Raw genomic sequence first — 15,679 nt, forward strand, 5'->3', positions numbered from 1 at the left:
GCACGGTCCTGTGGACAATGCGAGCAGGACCACAATCCGTCTGCGTATACTCCGAACCAACCGGGCCTCGCATGCCACGAGCACCGCGCTGCGGGATCAGCGCGGGAGGCACGGACACACGACGGACGTCCAGTTGGAGGGGAAATGTCTCTCACCGCACCCGGGCGCGCCCTGCGCCGCCACCGATTCGCCCAGGCCGGCACGCTCAGCGTGGCCTTGGCGCTCGCACTGACCGCCTGCGGCGGGCAGTCCGAGCCCGCCGAGTCGTCGACGACGTCGCCCTCGTCCGCCAAGCCCGCCGTCGAGACGTCCGCGCCAGCGAGCACGAGCGAGACCGCGGGCGTCAGCTCATCCCCCACGGCCACGACGAGCGAGTCCGGCGAATACGTTCCCGCGTCTGCTGACGGTCCCGCGCGGAACGTGCCCAAGCCGGAGATGCCCGCCGCCATGAAGGAAGAGACCAAGGAGGGCGCCGAGGCGGCGATTCGCTATTTCTGGGACGCGCACTACTACGCCGAGCAGACCGGAGACACGGAACTCCTCGACTCTCTCTACAGCGAGTATTGCGAGTTCTGCCAGTTCAGCTCGCACGACCTGCAAATGATCTACAAAGACGGGGGGTGGTATACCGGTACTGAGGTACAGATCGATTCGATTCTGACTCATCGATCCGAAACCGGGTATGTTTCGACACTCCTTGTCACCACGGGCACAGGAACGGGGTACGCCAAGGGCGGGGTTGTTCCCGAGAACGGGGATGTGGAAGCGGCCTCCGAGCAGCCTTGGATCGCGGAGGTCTCGTTCAACCCCGAATCTTCACACTGGATTGTTGACGAGATGTCATATGAAGGTTCGATCGGATCTAACTGATGGGGCGCATCTGGATTGCATTAGTGGCATTATCAATCAGCCTCATGTTCGTGCCTGCCACTGCCGCCGCCACACCTTCACACGCACAAGACATCGAGTCGTGCACTTCTTCGAAGAGCCACTACTCAATAAATAAAAAGGGCATTGCGGCGAATAAGAGATGCTCAGATAGACACTCATCAATCTCGAGTTCAGTTGTTGCAACTGATGGCTCAGCGACCGCCGACCGCCCGGACCCACGCCTAGAGCACAAGACGGTCAGTGCATGCTTCTCAGGGCAGCTGGGCAATCCGGATTTCGAGAGCTGCCGAGAGCAAGAGGCGAACTTCTGCCCCGAAGGCTCATGGATCCGCGCACAGACGACAGACACTCGTCAACCTGATGCGAATCCCGTCTATGGCGCCCCCAAATGTTGGACGGCCAAGGCCTCCAGCAACGGCGCCCCGCCCGTCTCCATCGACGAGGTCCGCACGCTCCTCGTGCTGGAACCTGAGATCCGGTCGGACAACGGCGGACGCGGGATCCGCAATGCGGAGACGAACTTCTACGCAGATGCCGAGACGCGCACGCTCGTCACCACCCTCAACGGGGTCGAGGTCGAACTCCGCGCCACGCCGGTGAGCTTCCACTGGGATTACGGGGACGGCTCCCCCACCAAGACCACCTCAGTCGCAGGCCAGAGCCAGCCGGAGTTCAACGTCCCCACCCCCACGAGCCACGTGTACGAGGACACCGGGCAGTACACGGTCCGCCTCACCACCGTCTACATCGGCGAATACCGGGAGGCCGGGGGCGAGTGGGTGCTCATCCCGGGCACTATCAGCCTCGACTCGGCCCCCGTCACCGCGAACATCTGGCGCACCATCACCCGCAATGTCGCCGATGACTGCAGCGTCGACTCCTCAGCCTGGGGCTGCACCGGCCCCATCGAATCCGCTCCGGCCGGCTGAGCACAGACCGCGGGGCGGCCGACGGTCTCCCGTCCACCGCCCCGCGGCCCCCTCGTCGGGCGGGTGCGTCAGACCCGGCGCGCCCGCCCCCGGGTCAGGAGCACGAGTCCCGCGCCGAGGGCCGCGAGCGCTCCGAGCGCGCCCGCCGGAACGTCACGCCCGGTCTCGACCGTGTCCGGGGTCGTGTGGGTCTCCTCCCCGCCCGTTCCCTCACCCGGCTCCTCCCCGGCCACGGGGGCCGGAGTGTCGACGGGCTCCTGCTCGGCGGGCGGCACCGGGTCCGCCTCGCCGGGAGACGGGGCGTCCTCCCCCGCCGGCATGTTCAGGGCCCGGGGCTTCTGTCCGTCCGCGAGCGACTCAACGCGTGCATAGAGGTCGGACCGCTCCGCGTCCTGGGTGATGATGACGTCCTCACTCTTGGTCACACCGTCCAGCGACCAGTCGAGGACGAGGCGGTCGTCGGTCGGGTATGTCGCGTCGGCGAGGTAGTGAAACCCGGTGAAGAAGTCCAACGTGGTGTCGCGCCAGAGGGCACCCCAGCGCGGACCCCACGAGAGTTCCGCGACCGCCGCGTCGTCGCCCAGGCCTTCGGACCGGAACGGCAGCAGCACGCCCGGCTCGGCGTGCTCCAGCGTGGGGAACCGCTCGGGGTAGTCCCCGAACACGGGGTCGGCCAGGCTGTGCTCGCCCCACGCGTAGACGAGCCCGGCAGAGGGGCCTATGTCGCCCTCCGGAGTGCCGGCGGCCTCGTCGTAGAGGGCGGCGGCCACCGGGGTGCCGTCCACGGACAGGGTGAACAGGAGATGACCGTCTCCAGCCTCACCGCGGCACCGCGTTCCCGCGCGTCACGGGAAGGTCATCCTCGTCGCCCCGTCCCTCAGAGCAGCGTGCCCTGCTGCTCTCCCATCTCCTGGGTGAGCTCCGGCCCATTGTTCCGGACATTCCCCACGGCGCTCCCCACGGGCCGCAGCGACCAGCCCGCCGCGACGTCGTACGCGCCGGCGCACACCTGGCCCACGAGGGCGTCGGCTTCTTCGGCGGACCCGAGCGTGTCCGGGGTGAGCCACCGGTCCATCGTCTCGGCGTCCATGGGCACGGGCATCCGGTCGTGCAGCTGGCCGAGTGCGGCGAGCACCGGATCGTCGTCGTCCGCGTCGGGTGCGGCCATGGTGAGGATCGTCGTCGAGAGGACCCAGGCGTCCTCCCCCGCGGCCTGAGCCTCGGGGTCCTGCCACCACTCGTACAGGCCGGCGAACCAGATGACCGGCCCCTCGCCGTCCCCGGCCCCGGCCGGGTGCACGTAGTAGGGCTGCTTCTTCGCGGCCCGCCCGTCGGGACCCTTGGCGCCAGGCTCCGGCGTCTTCCACTCGTAGTAACCCTCCACCGGCACGGCGCAGCGGCGGGCGCGGACGGCGGCCCGGAACGTCGGCTTGGAGGCCACGGTCTCGGAGCGTGCGTTGAACGCACGGGACCCCACGGACAGCTCCTTCGCCCACGGCGGAACCAGGCCCCATCGGGCCACGTGGATCCGCCGGGTCACCCCGGCACCGGCACCGCGGTCGCCCCCACGGGAGCCTCCTGCGCCGACGTCGTCCACGTGCGCCACGAGGATCGGCACCTCGGCTGTCGGCGCCACGTTCCAGCTCTGGCGCAGCACCAGATCCTCATTCGTCTCGGCGTCACCCAGGGCCACCAGATCGCTCGTAGCGCGGGCCATCACGTAGCGGCCGCACATGTCAGCGGTCCCTCCCGTCCCGGCCGCGCTCGACATACATCCACGCGATGCCGAGGGCGAAGCCCATCGACGCCCAGCCGGTCACGCTGCCCCAGGGCCTCTCGGTGCCCAGTCCGAACACCACGCCCAGGCCGACGCCGATCAGCAGCCCCACCAGCGGGATGCGCCACTGCGTGAGCGTGTCGGCACCGGCCGGAGCCGCGTTCGCCTCGTCCTCGTCTATGCCATCTCGTGCCACGGTTCGCCCCTCCGTTCGCATCGGTGTTGCGGGTCAGGTTGCAGTCTCCCCTGGCCGCCGCGGTGACGCCACACATCAGGACCCCGGCTGCTCACCGATGCGTCGCACAGGGTCCTGTGATGGGATGGGCAGAACGAGCCCGCACGCCGCGCCGCCCCACGCATGCGCGGCATCGGGCAGACCCCACCACCAGGAGGAACAGCGTGTCCCAGAAGGTCCGCGGCGTCGTCGCCATGGCGAAGGACGCCCCCGTCACCATCGAGACCATCGTCATCCCCGATCCGGGACCCGGCGAGGCCGTCGTCGACATCAAGACCTGCGGCGTCTGCCACACGGATCTGCACTACCAGCAGGGCGGGATCGGGGACGAGTACCCGTATCTGCTCGGCCACGAGGCCGCGGGTGTGGTCTCCGCGATCGGCGAGGGCGTCGACCACGTCAAGGTCGGCGACACCGTGATCCTCAACTGGCGCGCCGTGTGCGGCGAGTGCCGCGCGTGCCGGAAGGGTGAGCCGAAGTACTGCTTCAACACCCACAACGCGACCCAGAAGATGACCCTCGAGGACGGCACGGAGCTGTCCCCGGCCCTGGGCATCGGGGCGTTCGCGGACAAGACGCTCGTCCACGCCAAGCAGTGCACCCAGGTCGACGGCGTCGACACGCCCGAGGAACAGGCCGCGGTCGGCCTGCTCGGCTGCGGGATCATGGCCGGCATCGGCGCGGCCATCAACACCGGCGAGGTCAAGCGCGGCGAGTCCGTGGCCGTGATCGGCTGCGGCGGCGTCGGCGTGGCCGCGATCGCCGGGGCGAAGCTCGCCGGCGCCACCACGATCATCGCGGTGGACATCGACGCCAAGAAGCTCGCCAAGGCTGAGGAACTCGGCGCCACCCACACCGTGAACTCGAAGGACGAGGACCCCGTGGAGGCCATCCGCGCGGCGACCGGCGGCTTCGGCGCCGACGTGGTCATCGAGGCGGTCGGCCGCCCGGAGACCTACGAGCAGGCGTTCTACGCCCGGGACCTGGCCGGCCGCGTCGTCCTGGTGGGCGTGCCCACCCCCGGCATGGAGCTGAAGCTGCCCCTGCCGGAGGTGTTCGGCCGCGGCGGCGCACTGAAGTCCTCGTGGTACGGCGACTGCCTGCCGGAGCGCGACTTCCCGATGCTCGTGGACCAGTACCGCCTGGGCCGCCTGCCGCTGGACGAGTTCGTCACGGAGACCATCGCCCTGGATGAGGTGAACGAGGCCTTCGAGACGATGAAGTCCGGCGACGTCCTGCGCTCGGTGGTGGTGCTCTGATGGCACGCATCGATCACCTGGTCACCTCCGGCACGTTCTCCCTGGACGGGGAGACGTTCGACGTGGACAACAACGTGTGGATCGTCGGCGGCGCGGAGCAGTGCGTCGTCATCGACCCGGCCCACGACGCCTCGGCCGTCTGGAAGAAGGTGAACGGCCGCCAGGTGCTGGCCATCGTCCTCACCCACGGCCACGATGACCACATCCGCCAGGTCCAGGAGTTCCGCCAGATGGTGGACGCCCCCGTGCTGCTCCACCCCGCGGACCGCATGCTCTGGGACGACGTCTTCCCCGACGAGGAGCCCGACGGCGCGCTCGCCGAGGGCGACGTCCTGCGCGTGGCCGGCGTCGAGCTGCGGGTGCTGCACACCCCCGGTCACTCCCCCGGCTCGGTCTGCCTGTACGCACCCGCCCTGGGCGAGGCCGGCGACGACGGCGCCCCGACCGGCGTCGTGTTCTCCGGCGACACCCTGTTCCAGGGCGGGCCCGGCGCCACCGGCCGCTCGTACTCGGACTTCGACACGATCATCGAGTCCATCCGCGAGCGTCTGTTCCCGCTGCCGGAGGCCACCGTGGTCCACACCGGCCACGGCGACTCCACCACGATCGGCACGGAGAAGCCGCACCTGCAGGAGTGGATCGACCGCGGCCACTGAGGACGCCCCGAGGTGGGGGAGAATGGTCCCCCGTGACCATCCTCCCCGCCTCGCCCCCTCCCTCTGTGATCCTGCTCGGCGGCGCGTCGGGCTCCGGCAAGTCCTACCTGGCCCGGCGGCACGGCCGGCCCCACCTCTCGCTCGATGCGTTCTACCGTCCGCAGTCGGACGACGGCGCCGCGGGCGGGCCCGGCCCCGTGTTCCCGCGCACCCCGTACGGCGAGATCGACTGGGACCACCCCGGAACGTGGGATGAGCAGGCGGCCGTGGACGCCGTCGTCGAGCTGCTCGAGGAGGGTGCCACGCGCGTGCCCGACTACGACATCTCCACGTCTTCCGTCCGCGGGCACAGCACCGTCGCGCTCGAGCCGGGCGGGGTGATCGTGGCGGAGGGCATCTTCGCCGAGCGCATGCCCGCCGCCCTGGACCGGGCCGGGGTCCACTACGCGGCCTGGTACATCGACCAGGCGCGGACCACGACGGCGGCCCGCCGGTTCGTGCGCGATGTCGCCGAACGCCGCAAGCCGGTGCCGTTCCTCGTGCAGCGGGGCTGGTCCCTGTATCGGACGGACGCGGCCCGCCGGGCGGCGGCCGTGGCGGCCCGCTTCACCCCGCGGCGCAAGCGGGAGATCATCGCGGATCTCACGGCCTGACGGCCCGCCCGCAGCCAGTCCGTGCCCTCAGCCGGAGGTGCCCGCGGCGAGGACGGCGAGCTGCTCGTCCACGACCTCGAGACCGGCGGCGGCTGCCCACGCCGTGTACTCCTCCCGCAGGGCGGCGGCGAACGCGGGAACGCTCACCCCGGGGCGCACGTCCTCGGCCGCGCCCGCCGTGCGCGGGTCCATGTCCAGGCCGAGCTCCCGGTAGACGTCGACGAGCACGGCCCGCAGCGGGGCGGGGTCGGACACCACCACGTGGGTGGAGAACAGGAACGCCCCCTTCACCACGCGCTGCGCGGAGCCGGCCAGCTTCACCGGGTATGTCGGCGCAGGCCCCTGCACGGAGAACTCGCCCGGGCAGTACTCCCCCGGGATCTCGCCCACGGAGGCGGGCACGTCCATGCGCGCGAACGCCCGCACGAACAGGTCGGCGAACTCGGCGAACCGAGCCTGCTGCGTGAGCGCCGCGTCCTCCTGCTGGCTCAGGTGGTCCACCACCAGGCAGCCGTGGTGGTAGGCCGCCGCCCGCCCGCCGGCCCGGCGCACCACCGGCTCGAAGCCGTGAGCGCGGGCCGCCGCGGCCGCGGCCGCGAAGCCGGGCAGCCGCGCGTCGCGCTGGCCGAACGCGACCGTCGGTTCGGGCACGTAGACGCGGATCAGGTCGTCGAGGGCCCTTCCCTCTGCCGCGGCGGCGCGGAAGACGGCCAGCTCGTCCATGGCCCAGTCGAGGTCTTCGACAGCCCCGAGGGTCCGCTCCTGCACGGCCCAGCGCAGCCGGGGGGCTGCGCTCACAGGCCGCCCTCGACCGGCCAGGAGCGCAGGGTGAGGGTCTGCTCGACGTGGGCGAAGGGGCCGTCGTCGTCGTGGAGGACGGTGCTGGTCAGGCCCACGCCGTCCGGGCCCACCGTGACCTGCCCCGCGAGGCCGAGCCAGGGGCCGGTGGGCTCGCGGTACAGGTGGATCTGCAGGTCCACGTTGGGGAAGAACCACCCGCCCGGCTTCGCCGGCAGGGCCGGGGCGATCCCGTTGGCCGCATCGGTGAGGCTGATCAGGCGCACCAGGTCGCTCGTGCTCTCCCCCGCCACCATCTCGCGGTCCGTGGTGAGCCACACCCGGCCGTGGCCCGGCCCGTGGCCGGGCAGGATGACGCCGTCGAGGGAGGCGATGTACCCGCCTCCCCATCCGTGGAGCGCGTTGTGCGCCTGCGCCTGCGAGCGCGGCGGGAGGGGCTCGTCCGGCAGCTGGGCGACGGCGGCGGTGTCCGAGGTGGACAGCAGCCAGGCGCGCAGGGTCAGCACGGTGCGGCCCCGGGCGTGGAGCACGGACTCCACGAGCTCGATGGTCCGGCCCGGACGCAGGGTGCGCGTGACCACCTCGAGCTCGCCCGACCAGAGCGTGCCCAGGATGTCGTAGGAGAGCCGTCCCACCCGCAGCCCGGGGGTGGTCTCGTGCGCCGCCACCTCGTGCAGCAGCAGGCCCGAGACGGCGGCCATGTGCATCTCCTCTTCCCGCCATGCGCCCTGGGCGTGCACGGTGGAGCGCACGCGGGAGGTGCGGACGCCGTCGGCGTCCACGGCGGGCTCGCCGAGACGGACGTAGAAGGCCAGGGGATCGTCGGCGACGGAGGTCGCGGAGGTGGAGGTGATGTCGGTCATGGGCCGAAGTCTGCCAGAACGACGACGACGGCCGGTGACGTCCCCGCGGGGATGTCACCGGCCGTCGTGGCGTGGGCCGCGCCGGGGTTCAGCGGCGCATGACCTTGCGGGCGACGCCGTTGCCGATCAGCTGCAGCGCCTGGACGAACACGATCACCACGATCACGGCCAGCCAGGTGACCTCCGGACGGAACCGGTTGTAGCCCTCCACGATGGCGAAGTTGCCGACGCCGCCGCCGCCGATGATGCCCGCCATCGCGGACATGTCCACGAGCGAGATGATCACGAACGTGAAGCCGAGGATCAGCGGGCCGAGGGCCTCGGGCAGCACCACGGTGCGCACGATCCGCATGCGGGAGGCGCCCATCGCGCGGGCGGCCTCGATCACGCCGGGGTCCAGCGAGACGAGGTTCTGCTCCACGATGCGGGCGATCCCGAACGTCGACGCCCAGATCATGCAGAACACCACGGCGGTGTTGCCGATGCCGATGCCGAGCACCGCGATGGTCAGCGGCTGCAGGGCGGCGATGAGGATGACGAACGGGATGGGCCGGATCAGGTTCACCACGAAGTTCGTGACCACGTAGACGGCACGGTTGGCGAAGATGCCGCCCGGGCGCGTGGTGTAGAGGACGAGCCCGATCAGCAGGCCGAGGATGCCGCCGAGGACGAAGGCCCAGCCGACCATGTAGAGGGTGTCCCCCACGGCGGTCAGCAGCTCGGGGCCGTAGTACCCCCAGTCGAGGTTCTGGAATCGTTCGATCACTGGTGCACCTCCTGCACGTCCCCGGCGCCGGCCAGCTCCGCGACGAACGCGTCCACCGCGGCGGCCTCGCCCGTGAGCGCCACGGTGAGCAGGCCGTACGCGGAGTCTTTGGTGGCGGACATGCCGCCGTGGACGATCTCGAAGCCCACGCCGCGCGTCGATGCGGTGCCGAGCACGGCCGAGACCGCGGCGGAGTCCTTGAGCGAGACCATGATCAGCCGACCCTCGGTGCGCGCCCGGATGCGGGCCACCTCGTCGGCATTCGGCCGGTCCTTGAGCGCCGTGGCCACGAAGGACGCGGCGTCGGCGGAGTGGGCGGGCCGGGAGAAGAGGTCGTAGACCTTGCCGGTCTCCACCACACGGCCGGTGTCCATCACGGCGACACGGTCGGCGATCGAGCGGATGACCTCCATCTCGTGGGTGATGGCCACGATCGTGACCCCGAGCTCCTCGTTGACGCGGCGCAGCACAGAGAGCACCTCGTGCGTCGTCGAGGGATCCAGGGCGCTGGTGGCCTCGTCCGCGAGCAGGATCTCCGGCTCGGCGGCCAGGGCGCGGGCGATGCCGACGCGCTGCTTCTGGCCGCCCGAGAGCTGCTCCGGGTAGTGCTTGGCCTTGTCCGCCAGGCCGACGAACTCGAGCAGCTCCGCCACGCGAGCGCGGCGCGTGGAGCGCGGCCAGCCGGCCGTGTCCAGGGCGAACTCGATGTTCCCGGCCACCGTGCGAGAGGTCAGCAGGTTGAACTGCTGGAACACCATGCCGATGCGGGTGCGCAGCGGACGCAGCTTGGCCTCGGAGAGGTGGGACACCTGCTGGCCCAGCACCGTGACGGTGCCCGAGGTCGGCTTCTCCAGCCCGTTGATCATGCGGATCAGGGTGGACTTGCCGGCGCCGGAGAAGCCGATGACGCCGAAGACCTCGCCGCGGTTCACGGTGAGCGAGACGTCGTCCACGGCCTTCACCCCGGCACCCTTCTTGGCCCCGAAGACGCGGCTGACGTGGTCGAAGACGATGACCGGCTCCCCCGGGGCGCCCTCAGCAGGGCGCCCCGGGGTGACCGCGTCACGGTCGGACGTATGGGAACCTGCCATGGATCAGGCGCCCTGCTTCGCGATCGCGTCCTGGTACTGCTTCAGGGTCTCGTCGATCTGGGCGGCGTCGAGCTGCACCGGCACGCTGGTGCCGGAGGAGAGCTTCGCGGACTCGTCCAGCACGGCCTGCTCGTGGTACAGGGCCGCGATCTTCTTGTAGGTCTCGTTGTCGCGGTCCTCGCGACGCACGGCGAAGCCGTTGACGAACGGCTTGGCGGAGTCGGCCTTGGGGTCGTCCTTGAACAGGGCGGTGTTCGTGTCGATGCCGGCGTCGGCCGAGAACGTGTTGTTGATGACCGAGCCCTGGACGGACTCGAGCGCGTTCACGGTCTGCTGGGCGGCCACGGTCTGGACCTTCACGGTGGAGGCGGCCTCGTCGATGTCCTTGGGCTCCGGGCGGATGGTCTCGTTGGACAGCTTCAGCAGGCCGGCGGCGACGAGCACGTTGATGGCGCGGGCCTGGTTCACGGTGTCGTTCGGGATGGCGACGGTGTCGCCCTTCTTGAACTCGGAGACGTCCTTGTACTTCTTGGAGTACAGGGGCAGCGGGATGATCTCGGTGGTCCCGATCAGCGTCAGGTCCTTGCCGGAGGCCTGGTTGTAGTCGGCCAGGTAGGCGATGTGCTGGAACCAGTTCATGTCGATGTCGCCGTTGTCCAGCGCCGGGTTCGGCTGCGTGTACTCGGTGAAGTTGCGGATCTCGACGTCGATGCCGTGCTTCTCCTTGGCGAGCTTCACCAGGGCGCGGTGCGTCTCGTTCTCGGACACGACGCCGATGCGCACGGTCTGGGCGCCGTCGTCGCCCTTCTTCTCGGCCTGCGAGTTGCAGGCGGTCAGGGCGAGCGCGCCGACGGCGGCCAGGGACAGGCCGGCGAAGGAGCGGCGGGAGATGTTCGAGGGGGTCGTCATGGGGTTCTCCTTGGAGGACGGTGCGACGTCGCCGACGCGGGTGGGCACGGCGGGTGCGGAACGGTGCGGGGTAGGCCGTGCGGTGGGTGGTTCCCCGCGGGGCACAGCACGGCGGGCGGGGGGGCGGGAGACGCCCCGAGCCGGAGGCCGGGATCCTTTCGAACGCTGCTCTTGCCCGTCCCCCAGTCACCGCGGGCTCCCCTCGAGGGGTCTGCACGCAGCGGAGGCGGGCCGCTTCTCGGTCCGTTGCCACCCGTGAACATGGGGTTGGCGAGCGGCTCGTCGTGGGACCACGTGGACCCGCCGAGGCGGGATCCACAGCCGCTTCTCCTGAAGCTGGGCCCAAGCCTATCGCAGCGTGTGCGCTCCAGCCGGCGTGATGGTGACGCGCAGCGTCATACTGCGGGGACCGGGCACCGGAGTGTGGTGCATCTCGCGAGACGACGACGGCCGGTCGCCTCCGTGGGGAGGCGACCGGCCGTCGTCGGGACGGGGCTCAGGCGAGCGGGATCAGAAGTCCCAGTCCTCGTCCTCGGTGTTCTCGGCCTTGCCGATCACGTAGGAGGAGCCGGAGCCGGAGAAGAAGTCGTGGTTCTCGTCCGAGTTCGGGGAGAGCGCGGAGAGGATGGCGGGGTTCACGTTCGTGGTCTCGGCCGGGAACATGGGCTCGTAGCCCAGGTTCATCAGCGCCTTGTTCGCGTTGTAGTGCAGGAACTTCTTCACGTCCTCGGCCAGGCCGACGGCGTCGTAGAGGTCATGGGTGTACTCGACTTCGTTCTCGTACAGCTCGAATAGCAGCTCGAAGGTGAAGGCCTTGAGCTCCTCCCGCTTCTCCTCCGGCAGGGTCTCGATGCTCCGCTGGTACTTGTAGCCGATGTAGTACCCGTGCACGGCCTCGTCGCGGATGATCAGGCGGATCAGGTCGGCGGTGTTGGTGAGGCGGGCGTGCGCGGAGAGGTACATGGGCCAGTAGAAGCCCGAGTAGAAGAGGAAGGACTCGAGCAGGGTGGAGGCGATCTTCTTCTTGTACGGGTCCTGGCCGTCATAGCGCTCCACGATCAGGCCGGCCTTGGCCTGCAGGTTCCGGTTCTCACGGGACCAGCGGAACGCCTCGTCGATCTCCGGGGTGGAGGCCAGCGTGGAGAAGATCGAGGAGTACGACTTCGCGTGCACCGACTCCATGAACGCGATGTTCGTGAGGACGGCCTCCTCGTGCGGGGTCATGGCGTCCGGGATGAGGGAGACGGCGCCCACGGTGCCCTGGATCGTGTCCAGCAGCGTCAGGCCCGTGAACACGCGCATGGAGAGCAGCCGCTCCTCATCCGTGAGGTGGGACCAGGACTGGACGTCGTTGGACAGCGGCACCTTCTCCGGCAGCCAGAAGTTGTTGACGAGGCGGTTCCACACCTCCACGTCCTTCTCGTCCTGAATGCGGTTCCAGTTGACCGCCTCGACGAGGTGGGACTGCTGGGTCTCGGTCACGGCAGGGCACATCCTTCAGAAGAATTCGTTGGGAATCCGCGGATTCCGGGGGCTCTCGAGAGCACGGTCATCGGGGCGCGGGTCCGGGACAGTCTAGGCCCGCAGGGGCAGCGGCAGCCACTCGGACGGGTCCGGGCTCACGACCTCGTCGGCCCTCCCCGTCCGGGTGCGCCGGCTCCACTTCGAGGCGGGAAATCGAGCGCACCCGCGCTCGGAAGCGCGGAATACGCCGGATTTCCCGCCTCGAAGGGCCGGCTGTCAGAGCATGCAGCTCACGCAGCCCTCGACCTCGGTGCCCTCCAGCGCGAGCTGGCGCAGGCGGATGTAGTAGATCGTCTTGATGCCCTTCGTCCACGCGTAGATCTGCGCGCGGTTCAGGTCACGGGTGGTGGCCGTGTCCTTGAAGAACAGCGTCAGGGACAGGCCCTGGTCCACGTGCTGCGTCGCCGCGGCGTACGTGTCGATGATCTTCTCGTAGCCGATCTCGTACGCGTCCTCGTAGTACTCGAGGTTCTCGTTGGTGAGGTACGGCGCCGGGTAGTACACGCGGCCGAGCTTGCCCTCCTTGCGGATCTCGATCTTCGAGGCCACCGGGTGGATCGAGGAGGTCGAGTTGTTGATGTAGGAGATCGAGCCCGTCGGCGGGACGGCCTGCAGGTTGCGGTTGAAGATGCCGTGCTCCATGACGGAGGCCTTCAGCTCACGCCAGTCGTCCTGCGTGGGCAGGGCGATGCCGGCCCCGGCGAACAGCCCGGCGACGCGCTCGGTGGCGGGCGCCCACTCCTGGTCCGTGTACTTGTCGAAGAACTCCCCCGAGGCGTACTTCGAGTCCTCGAACCCGCCGAACCGCTGGCCGGTCTCGATGGCGATCCGGTTCGAGGCCCGCAGCGCGTGGAACAGCACCGCGTAGAAGTACATGTTCGTGAAGTCGATGCCCTCCTCCGAGCCGTAGTGGACGCGCTCGCGCGCCAGGTACCCGTGGAGGTTCATCTGCCCCAGGCCGATGGCGTGGGAGGCCGCGTTGCCCTTGGCGATGGACGGCACCGACTGGATGTCGGACATGACCGACACGGCCGTCAGCGCACGGATCGCGGTCTCCACGGACCGGCCGAAGTCCGGCGAGTCCATGGTCTTGGCGATGTTCATCGAGCCGAGGTTGCAGGAGATGTCCTGGCCCACGTGGGCGTAGCTCAGATCCTCGTTGTACTCGGAGGCCTCGGAGACCTGCAGGATCTCGGAGCACAGGTTGGACATGGTGATGCGGCCCTTGATGGGGTTCGCGGCGTTCACGGTGTCCTCGAACACGACGTACGGGTAGCCGGACTCGAACTGGATCTCGGCGATGGTCTGGAAGAACTCGCGCGCGTTGATCTTGGTCTTCTTGATCCGCGCGTCGTCGACCATCTCGTAGTACTTCTCAGTCACGGAGATCTCGGAGAACGGCACCCCGTAGACGCGCTCGACGTCGTACGGCGAGAACAGGTACATGTCCTCGTTCTTCTTCGCCAGCTGGAACGTGATGTCCGGGATCACGACGCCGAGGGAGAGGGTCTTGATGCGGATCTTCTCGTCCGCGTTCTCGCGCTTGGTGTCGAGGAAGCGGTGGATGTCCGGGTGGTGCGCGTTGAGGTACACCGCGCCGGCGCCCTGGCGCGCGCCGAGCTGGTTGGCATAGGAGAAGGAGTCCTCGAGGAGCTTCATCACGGGGATGACGCCGGAGGACTGGTTCTCGATCTGCTTGATGGGCGCGCCGTGCTCGCGGATGTTGGTCAGCGAGAGGGCCACCCCGCCGCCGCGCTTGGACAGCTGCAGGGCGGAGTTGATGCCGCGGGCGATCGACTCCATGTTGTCCTCGATGCGCAGCAGGAAGCAGGAGACGAGCTCGCCGCGCTGCTTCTTGCCCGAGTTGAGGAACGTGGGAGTGGCCGGCTGGAAGCGGCCGGCGATCATCTCGTCCACCAGATGGGTGGCCAGCTCCTGGTCGCCCCGGGCCAGGTGGAGGGCGACGACGGCGACGCGGTCCTCGTAGCGCTCGAGGTAGCGCTTGCCGTCGAAGGTCTTCAGGGCGTACGAGGTGTAGAACTTGAACGCGCCGAGGAAGGTCGGGAAGCGGAACTTGGCCTTGTAGGCACGGTCGAACAGGCCTCGGATGAACTCGAACGGGTACTGCTCGAACGTCTCGGTCTCGTAGTAGTCGTTCTTCTGCAGGTAGTCGAGCTTCTCCTCCAGGTCGTGGAAGAACACCGTGTTGGTGTTGACATGCTGCAGGAAGTACTGGCGCGCGGCCGCGTGGTCGGCCTCGAACTGGATGCGACCGTCGGCGCCGTAGAGGTTCAGCATGGCGTTGAGCTCGTGGTAGCCGAGGTTCTGCCACTCGGCGGGCATGTTCTTCGCCTGGCGGATGAGGTCCGCCTCGGTGGGTGCGGTGATGGTCATGTCCACAGTCCTTCCAGGCCGCCGCGGACGCGTTCGACGTCGTCGGGCGTGCCCATCAGCTCGAATTTGTACATGAGGGGGACCTGGCACTTGCGGGAGATGATGTAGCCGGCCAGGCAGTAGCCCTCATGGAAGTTGGTGTTCCCGGACGCGATCACGCCCCGAATCCAGTGACGGTTCTCCGGGACGTTGAGGAACTTGATCACCTGCTTCGGGACCGCGCCCGGCCCGCTGCCCCCGCCATAGGTGGGGGTCATCAGGACGTACGGGGCGGTGGCCCCGAGGGTGGGCTCCCGGGTGATCAACGGCAGTCGAGCCACCCGGTCCTCGGGCAACTCGAGCTTCTCGACGAAGCGGTGCGTGTAGTTGGAGGCGGAGGAGAAGTAGATCAGTCCCGCGTCGGTGGGGACGAGCCCCTGCGCCTCGGCCGAGCGGATGTGGCTCGGGTCCGCGGCGACTGTCATGTCGACCCCGGTCAGGCCACCGATGCCGCAACGGACTCGGCGAGCTCGGCGATCTTGTCCGGGCGGAAGCCGGACCAGGAGTCGGTCTCGGTGACGACGACGGGGGCCTGCATGAAGCCGAGGGCACGGACGCGCTCGAGGGCGGCGGGGTCCTGGGACATGTCCACGACCTCGTAGGCGATGCCCTTCTTGTCCAGTGCACGGTAGGTGGCGTTGCACTGCACGCAGGCCGGCTTGGTGTACACGGTGACGGTCATGGCGATCCCTGTTCCTTCGTGGTCTCTGGTGGTCTGCGGGTGTCGGCGCGGCTCCCACGAGAGTGAATCGCGGGGCGTGCCGAACATCTGCGTCGATACTACATCTAGTGATCTCGGCCGGGAACCATCCCTACATGTAGTAGTCACACCACTGTAGTTACGTATCCCCACCCTCTGCCCATCCTGTCCACACCCTGCTGTGCGAGACGATCC

Annotated in this window: 17 protein-coding genes; 5 read left to right on the forward strand and 12 right to left on the reverse strand. The window is 69.0% G+C overall.

Going from position 1 to position 15,679, the window contains the following annotated elements:
- The first annotated feature begins 144 nt into the window (after positions 1-144).
- Entirely contained in the window at positions 145-870 is a 726-nt protein-coding gene (locus tag AC0VX4_RS05890) for a DUF6318 family protein (protein WP_004167594.1), read from the forward strand.
- 479 nt (positions 871-1,349) lie between these two features.
- Positions 1,350-1,820 (forward strand): PKD domain-containing protein, encoded by a 471-nt coding sequence (locus AC0VX4_RS05895; protein ID WP_004167595.1) that lies wholly within the window; start codon positions 1,350-1,352, stop codon positions 1,818-1,820.
- A 68-nt stretch (positions 1,821-1,888) separates the two neighbouring features.
- Here AC0VX4_RS05895 and AC0VX4_RS05900 read toward each other — a convergent pair whose 3' ends face one another.
- The 3 genes from AC0VX4_RS05900 to AC0VX4_RS05910 form a co-directional block, all read right to left on the reverse strand.
- Positions 1,889-2,605, reverse strand: coding sequence for a hypothetical protein (locus AC0VX4_RS05900; protein ID WP_232502387.1), 717 nt, complete (start codon positions 2,603-2,605; stop codon positions 1,889-1,891).
- Between the two features lie 92 nt (positions 2,606-2,697).
- Positions 2,698-3,555, reverse strand: coding sequence for an SOS response-associated peptidase (locus tag AC0VX4_RS05905; RefSeq protein WP_004167597.1), 858 nt, complete (start codon positions 3,553-3,555; stop codon positions 2,698-2,700).
- Between the two features lies 1 nt (position 3,556).
- On the reverse strand, positions 3,557-3,793 hold the full coding sequence (locus AC0VX4_RS05910; RefSeq protein WP_004167598.1) for a hypothetical protein: 237 nt from the start codon (positions 3,791-3,793) through the stop codon (positions 3,557-3,559).
- Between the two features lie 203 nt (positions 3,794-3,996).
- Here AC0VX4_RS05910 and AC0VX4_RS05915 point away from each other — a divergent pair, with 203 nt between their 5' ends.
- From AC0VX4_RS05915 to AC0VX4_RS05925, 3 genes are read left to right on the forward strand one after another with little or no spacing between them, the layout of a single operon-like run.
- Positions 3,997-5,091 carry an S-(hydroxymethyl)mycothiol dehydrogenase gene (locus tag AC0VX4_RS05915; protein WP_004167599.1) on the forward strand — a complete coding sequence of 365 codons (1,095 nt, stop codon included), beginning with the start codon at positions 3,997-3,999 and terminating at the stop codon, positions 5,089-5,091.
- Positions 5,091-5,747: an MBL fold metallo-hydrolase gene (locus AC0VX4_RS05920; protein WP_004167600.1), complete on the forward strand. Its 657-nt coding sequence runs from the start codon at positions 5,091-5,093 to the stop codon at positions 5,745-5,747. Before AC0VX4_RS05915 ends, AC0VX4_RS05920 begins: the two co-directional genes overlap by 1 nt.
- A 32-nt stretch (positions 5,748-5,779) precedes the next feature.
- Positions 5,780-6,400, forward strand: a complete 621-nt coding sequence (locus tag AC0VX4_RS05925; RefSeq protein ID WP_004167601.1) for a uridine kinase family protein — start codon at positions 5,780-5,782, stop codon at positions 6,398-6,400.
- Between the two features lie 27 nt (positions 6,401-6,427).
- On the opposite strand, the gene AC0VX4_RS05930 is transcribed toward AC0VX4_RS05925, so the two are convergent.
- The 9 genes from AC0VX4_RS05930 to nrdH all read right to left on the reverse strand — a co-directional run bounded on the left by AC0VX4_RS05930 (position 6,428) and on the right by nrdH (position 15,466).
- The gene (locus AC0VX4_RS05930) at positions 6,428-7,198 is read right to left on the reverse strand and encodes a lipoate--protein ligase family protein (protein WP_004167602.1); all 771 of its coding nucleotides are present in this window, start codon (positions 7,196-7,198) and stop codon (positions 6,428-6,430) included.
- Positions 7,195-8,061: a thioesterase family protein gene (locus AC0VX4_RS05935; protein WP_004167604.1), complete on the reverse strand. Its 867-nt coding sequence runs from the start codon at positions 8,059-8,061 to the stop codon at positions 7,195-7,197. The genes AC0VX4_RS05930 and AC0VX4_RS05935 overlap by 4 nt, the downstream gene beginning before the upstream one ends.
- An 88-nt stretch (positions 8,062-8,149) precedes the next feature.
- Entirely contained in the window at positions 8,150-8,827 is a 678-nt protein-coding gene (locus AC0VX4_RS05940) for a methionine ABC transporter permease (RefSeq protein WP_004167605.1), read from the reverse strand.
- On the reverse strand, positions 8,824-9,918 hold the full coding sequence (locus AC0VX4_RS05945; RefSeq protein WP_004167606.1) for a methionine ABC transporter ATP-binding protein: 1,095 nt from the start codon (positions 9,916-9,918) through the stop codon (positions 8,824-8,826). Before AC0VX4_RS05945 ends, AC0VX4_RS05940 begins: the two co-directional genes overlap by 4 nt.
- Positions 9,919-9,921: 3 nt before the next feature.
- Positions 9,922-10,827: a MetQ/NlpA family ABC transporter substrate-binding protein gene (locus AC0VX4_RS05950; RefSeq protein WP_080556403.1), complete on the reverse strand. Its 906-nt coding sequence runs from the start codon at positions 10,825-10,827 to the stop codon at positions 9,922-9,924.
- A 510-nt stretch (positions 10,828-11,337) separates the two neighbouring features.
- A complete protein-coding gene (gene nrdF, locus AC0VX4_RS05955) occupies positions 11,338-12,321 on the reverse strand; it encodes a class 1b ribonucleoside-diphosphate reductase subunit beta (protein ID WP_241179122.1) in 984 nt (327 codons plus the stop codon).
- A 246-nt stretch (positions 12,322-12,567) separates the two neighbouring features.
- A complete protein-coding gene (gene nrdE / locus AC0VX4_RS05960; protein WP_376741554.1) occupies positions 12,568-14,694 on the reverse strand; it encodes a class 1b ribonucleoside-diphosphate reductase subunit alpha in 2,127 nt (708 codons plus the stop codon).
- 47 nt (positions 14,695-14,741) lie between these two features.
- Positions 14,742-15,209, reverse strand: coding sequence for a class Ib ribonucleoside-diphosphate reductase assembly flavoprotein NrdI (nrdI, locus tag AC0VX4_RS05965; protein WP_004167610.1), 468 nt, complete (start codon positions 15,207-15,209; stop codon positions 14,742-14,744).
- An 11-nt stretch (positions 15,210-15,220) separates the two neighbouring features.
- Complete coding sequence (gene nrdH / locus AC0VX4_RS05970) at positions 15,221-15,466, reverse strand: glutaredoxin-like protein NrdH (RefSeq protein WP_020625683.1); 246 nt, start codon at positions 15,464-15,466, stop codon at positions 15,221-15,223.
- Between the last annotated feature and the right edge of the window lie 213 nt (positions 15,467-15,679).

The sequence above is a fragment of the Micrococcus sp. 63XJN7_8_ISO-PGPR-S23-253 genome (assembly GCF_056173425.1).

Bases quoted from the DNA above. Each gene is read 5' to 3' on its own strand.
- AC0VX4_RS05905 (WP_004167597.1), bottom strand. From the start codon at position 3,555: ATGTGCGGCCGCTACGTGATGGCCCGCGCTACGAGCGATCTGGTGGCC.
- AC0VX4_RS05945 (WP_004167606.1), bottom strand. From the start codon at position 9,918: ATGGCAGGTTCCCATACGTCCGACCGTGACGCGGTCACCCCGGGGCGC.
- nrdE (WP_376741554.1), bottom strand. From the start codon at position 14,694: ATGCCCGCCGAGTGGCAGAACCTCGGCTACCACGAGCTCAACGCCATG.
- nrdI (WP_004167610.1), bottom strand. From the start codon at position 15,209: ATGACAGTCGCCGCGGACCCGAGCCACATCCGCTCGGCCGAGGCGCAG.
- AC0VX4_RS05920 (WP_004167600.1), top strand. From the start codon at position 5,091: ATGGCACGCATCGATCACCTGGTCACCTCCGGCACGTTCTCCCTGGAC.
- nrdF (WP_241179122.1), bottom strand. From the start codon at position 12,321: ATGTGCCCTGCCGTGACCGAGACCCAGCAGTCCCACCTCGTCGAGGCG.
- AC0VX4_RS05935 (WP_004167604.1), bottom strand. From the start codon at position 8,061: ATGACCGACATCACCTCCACCTCCGCGACCTCCGTCGCCGACGATCCC.
- nrdH (WP_020625683.1), bottom strand. From the start codon at position 15,466: ATGACCGTCACCGTGTACACCAAGCCGGCCTGCGTGCAGTGCAACGCC.
- AC0VX4_RS05950 (WP_080556403.1), bottom strand. From the start codon at position 10,827: ATGACGACCCCCTCGAACATCTCCCGCCGCTCCTTCGCCGGCCTGTCC.
- AC0VX4_RS05890 (WP_004167594.1), top strand. From the start codon at position 145: ATGTCTCTCACCGCACCCGGGCGCGCCCTGCGCCGCCACCGATTCGCC.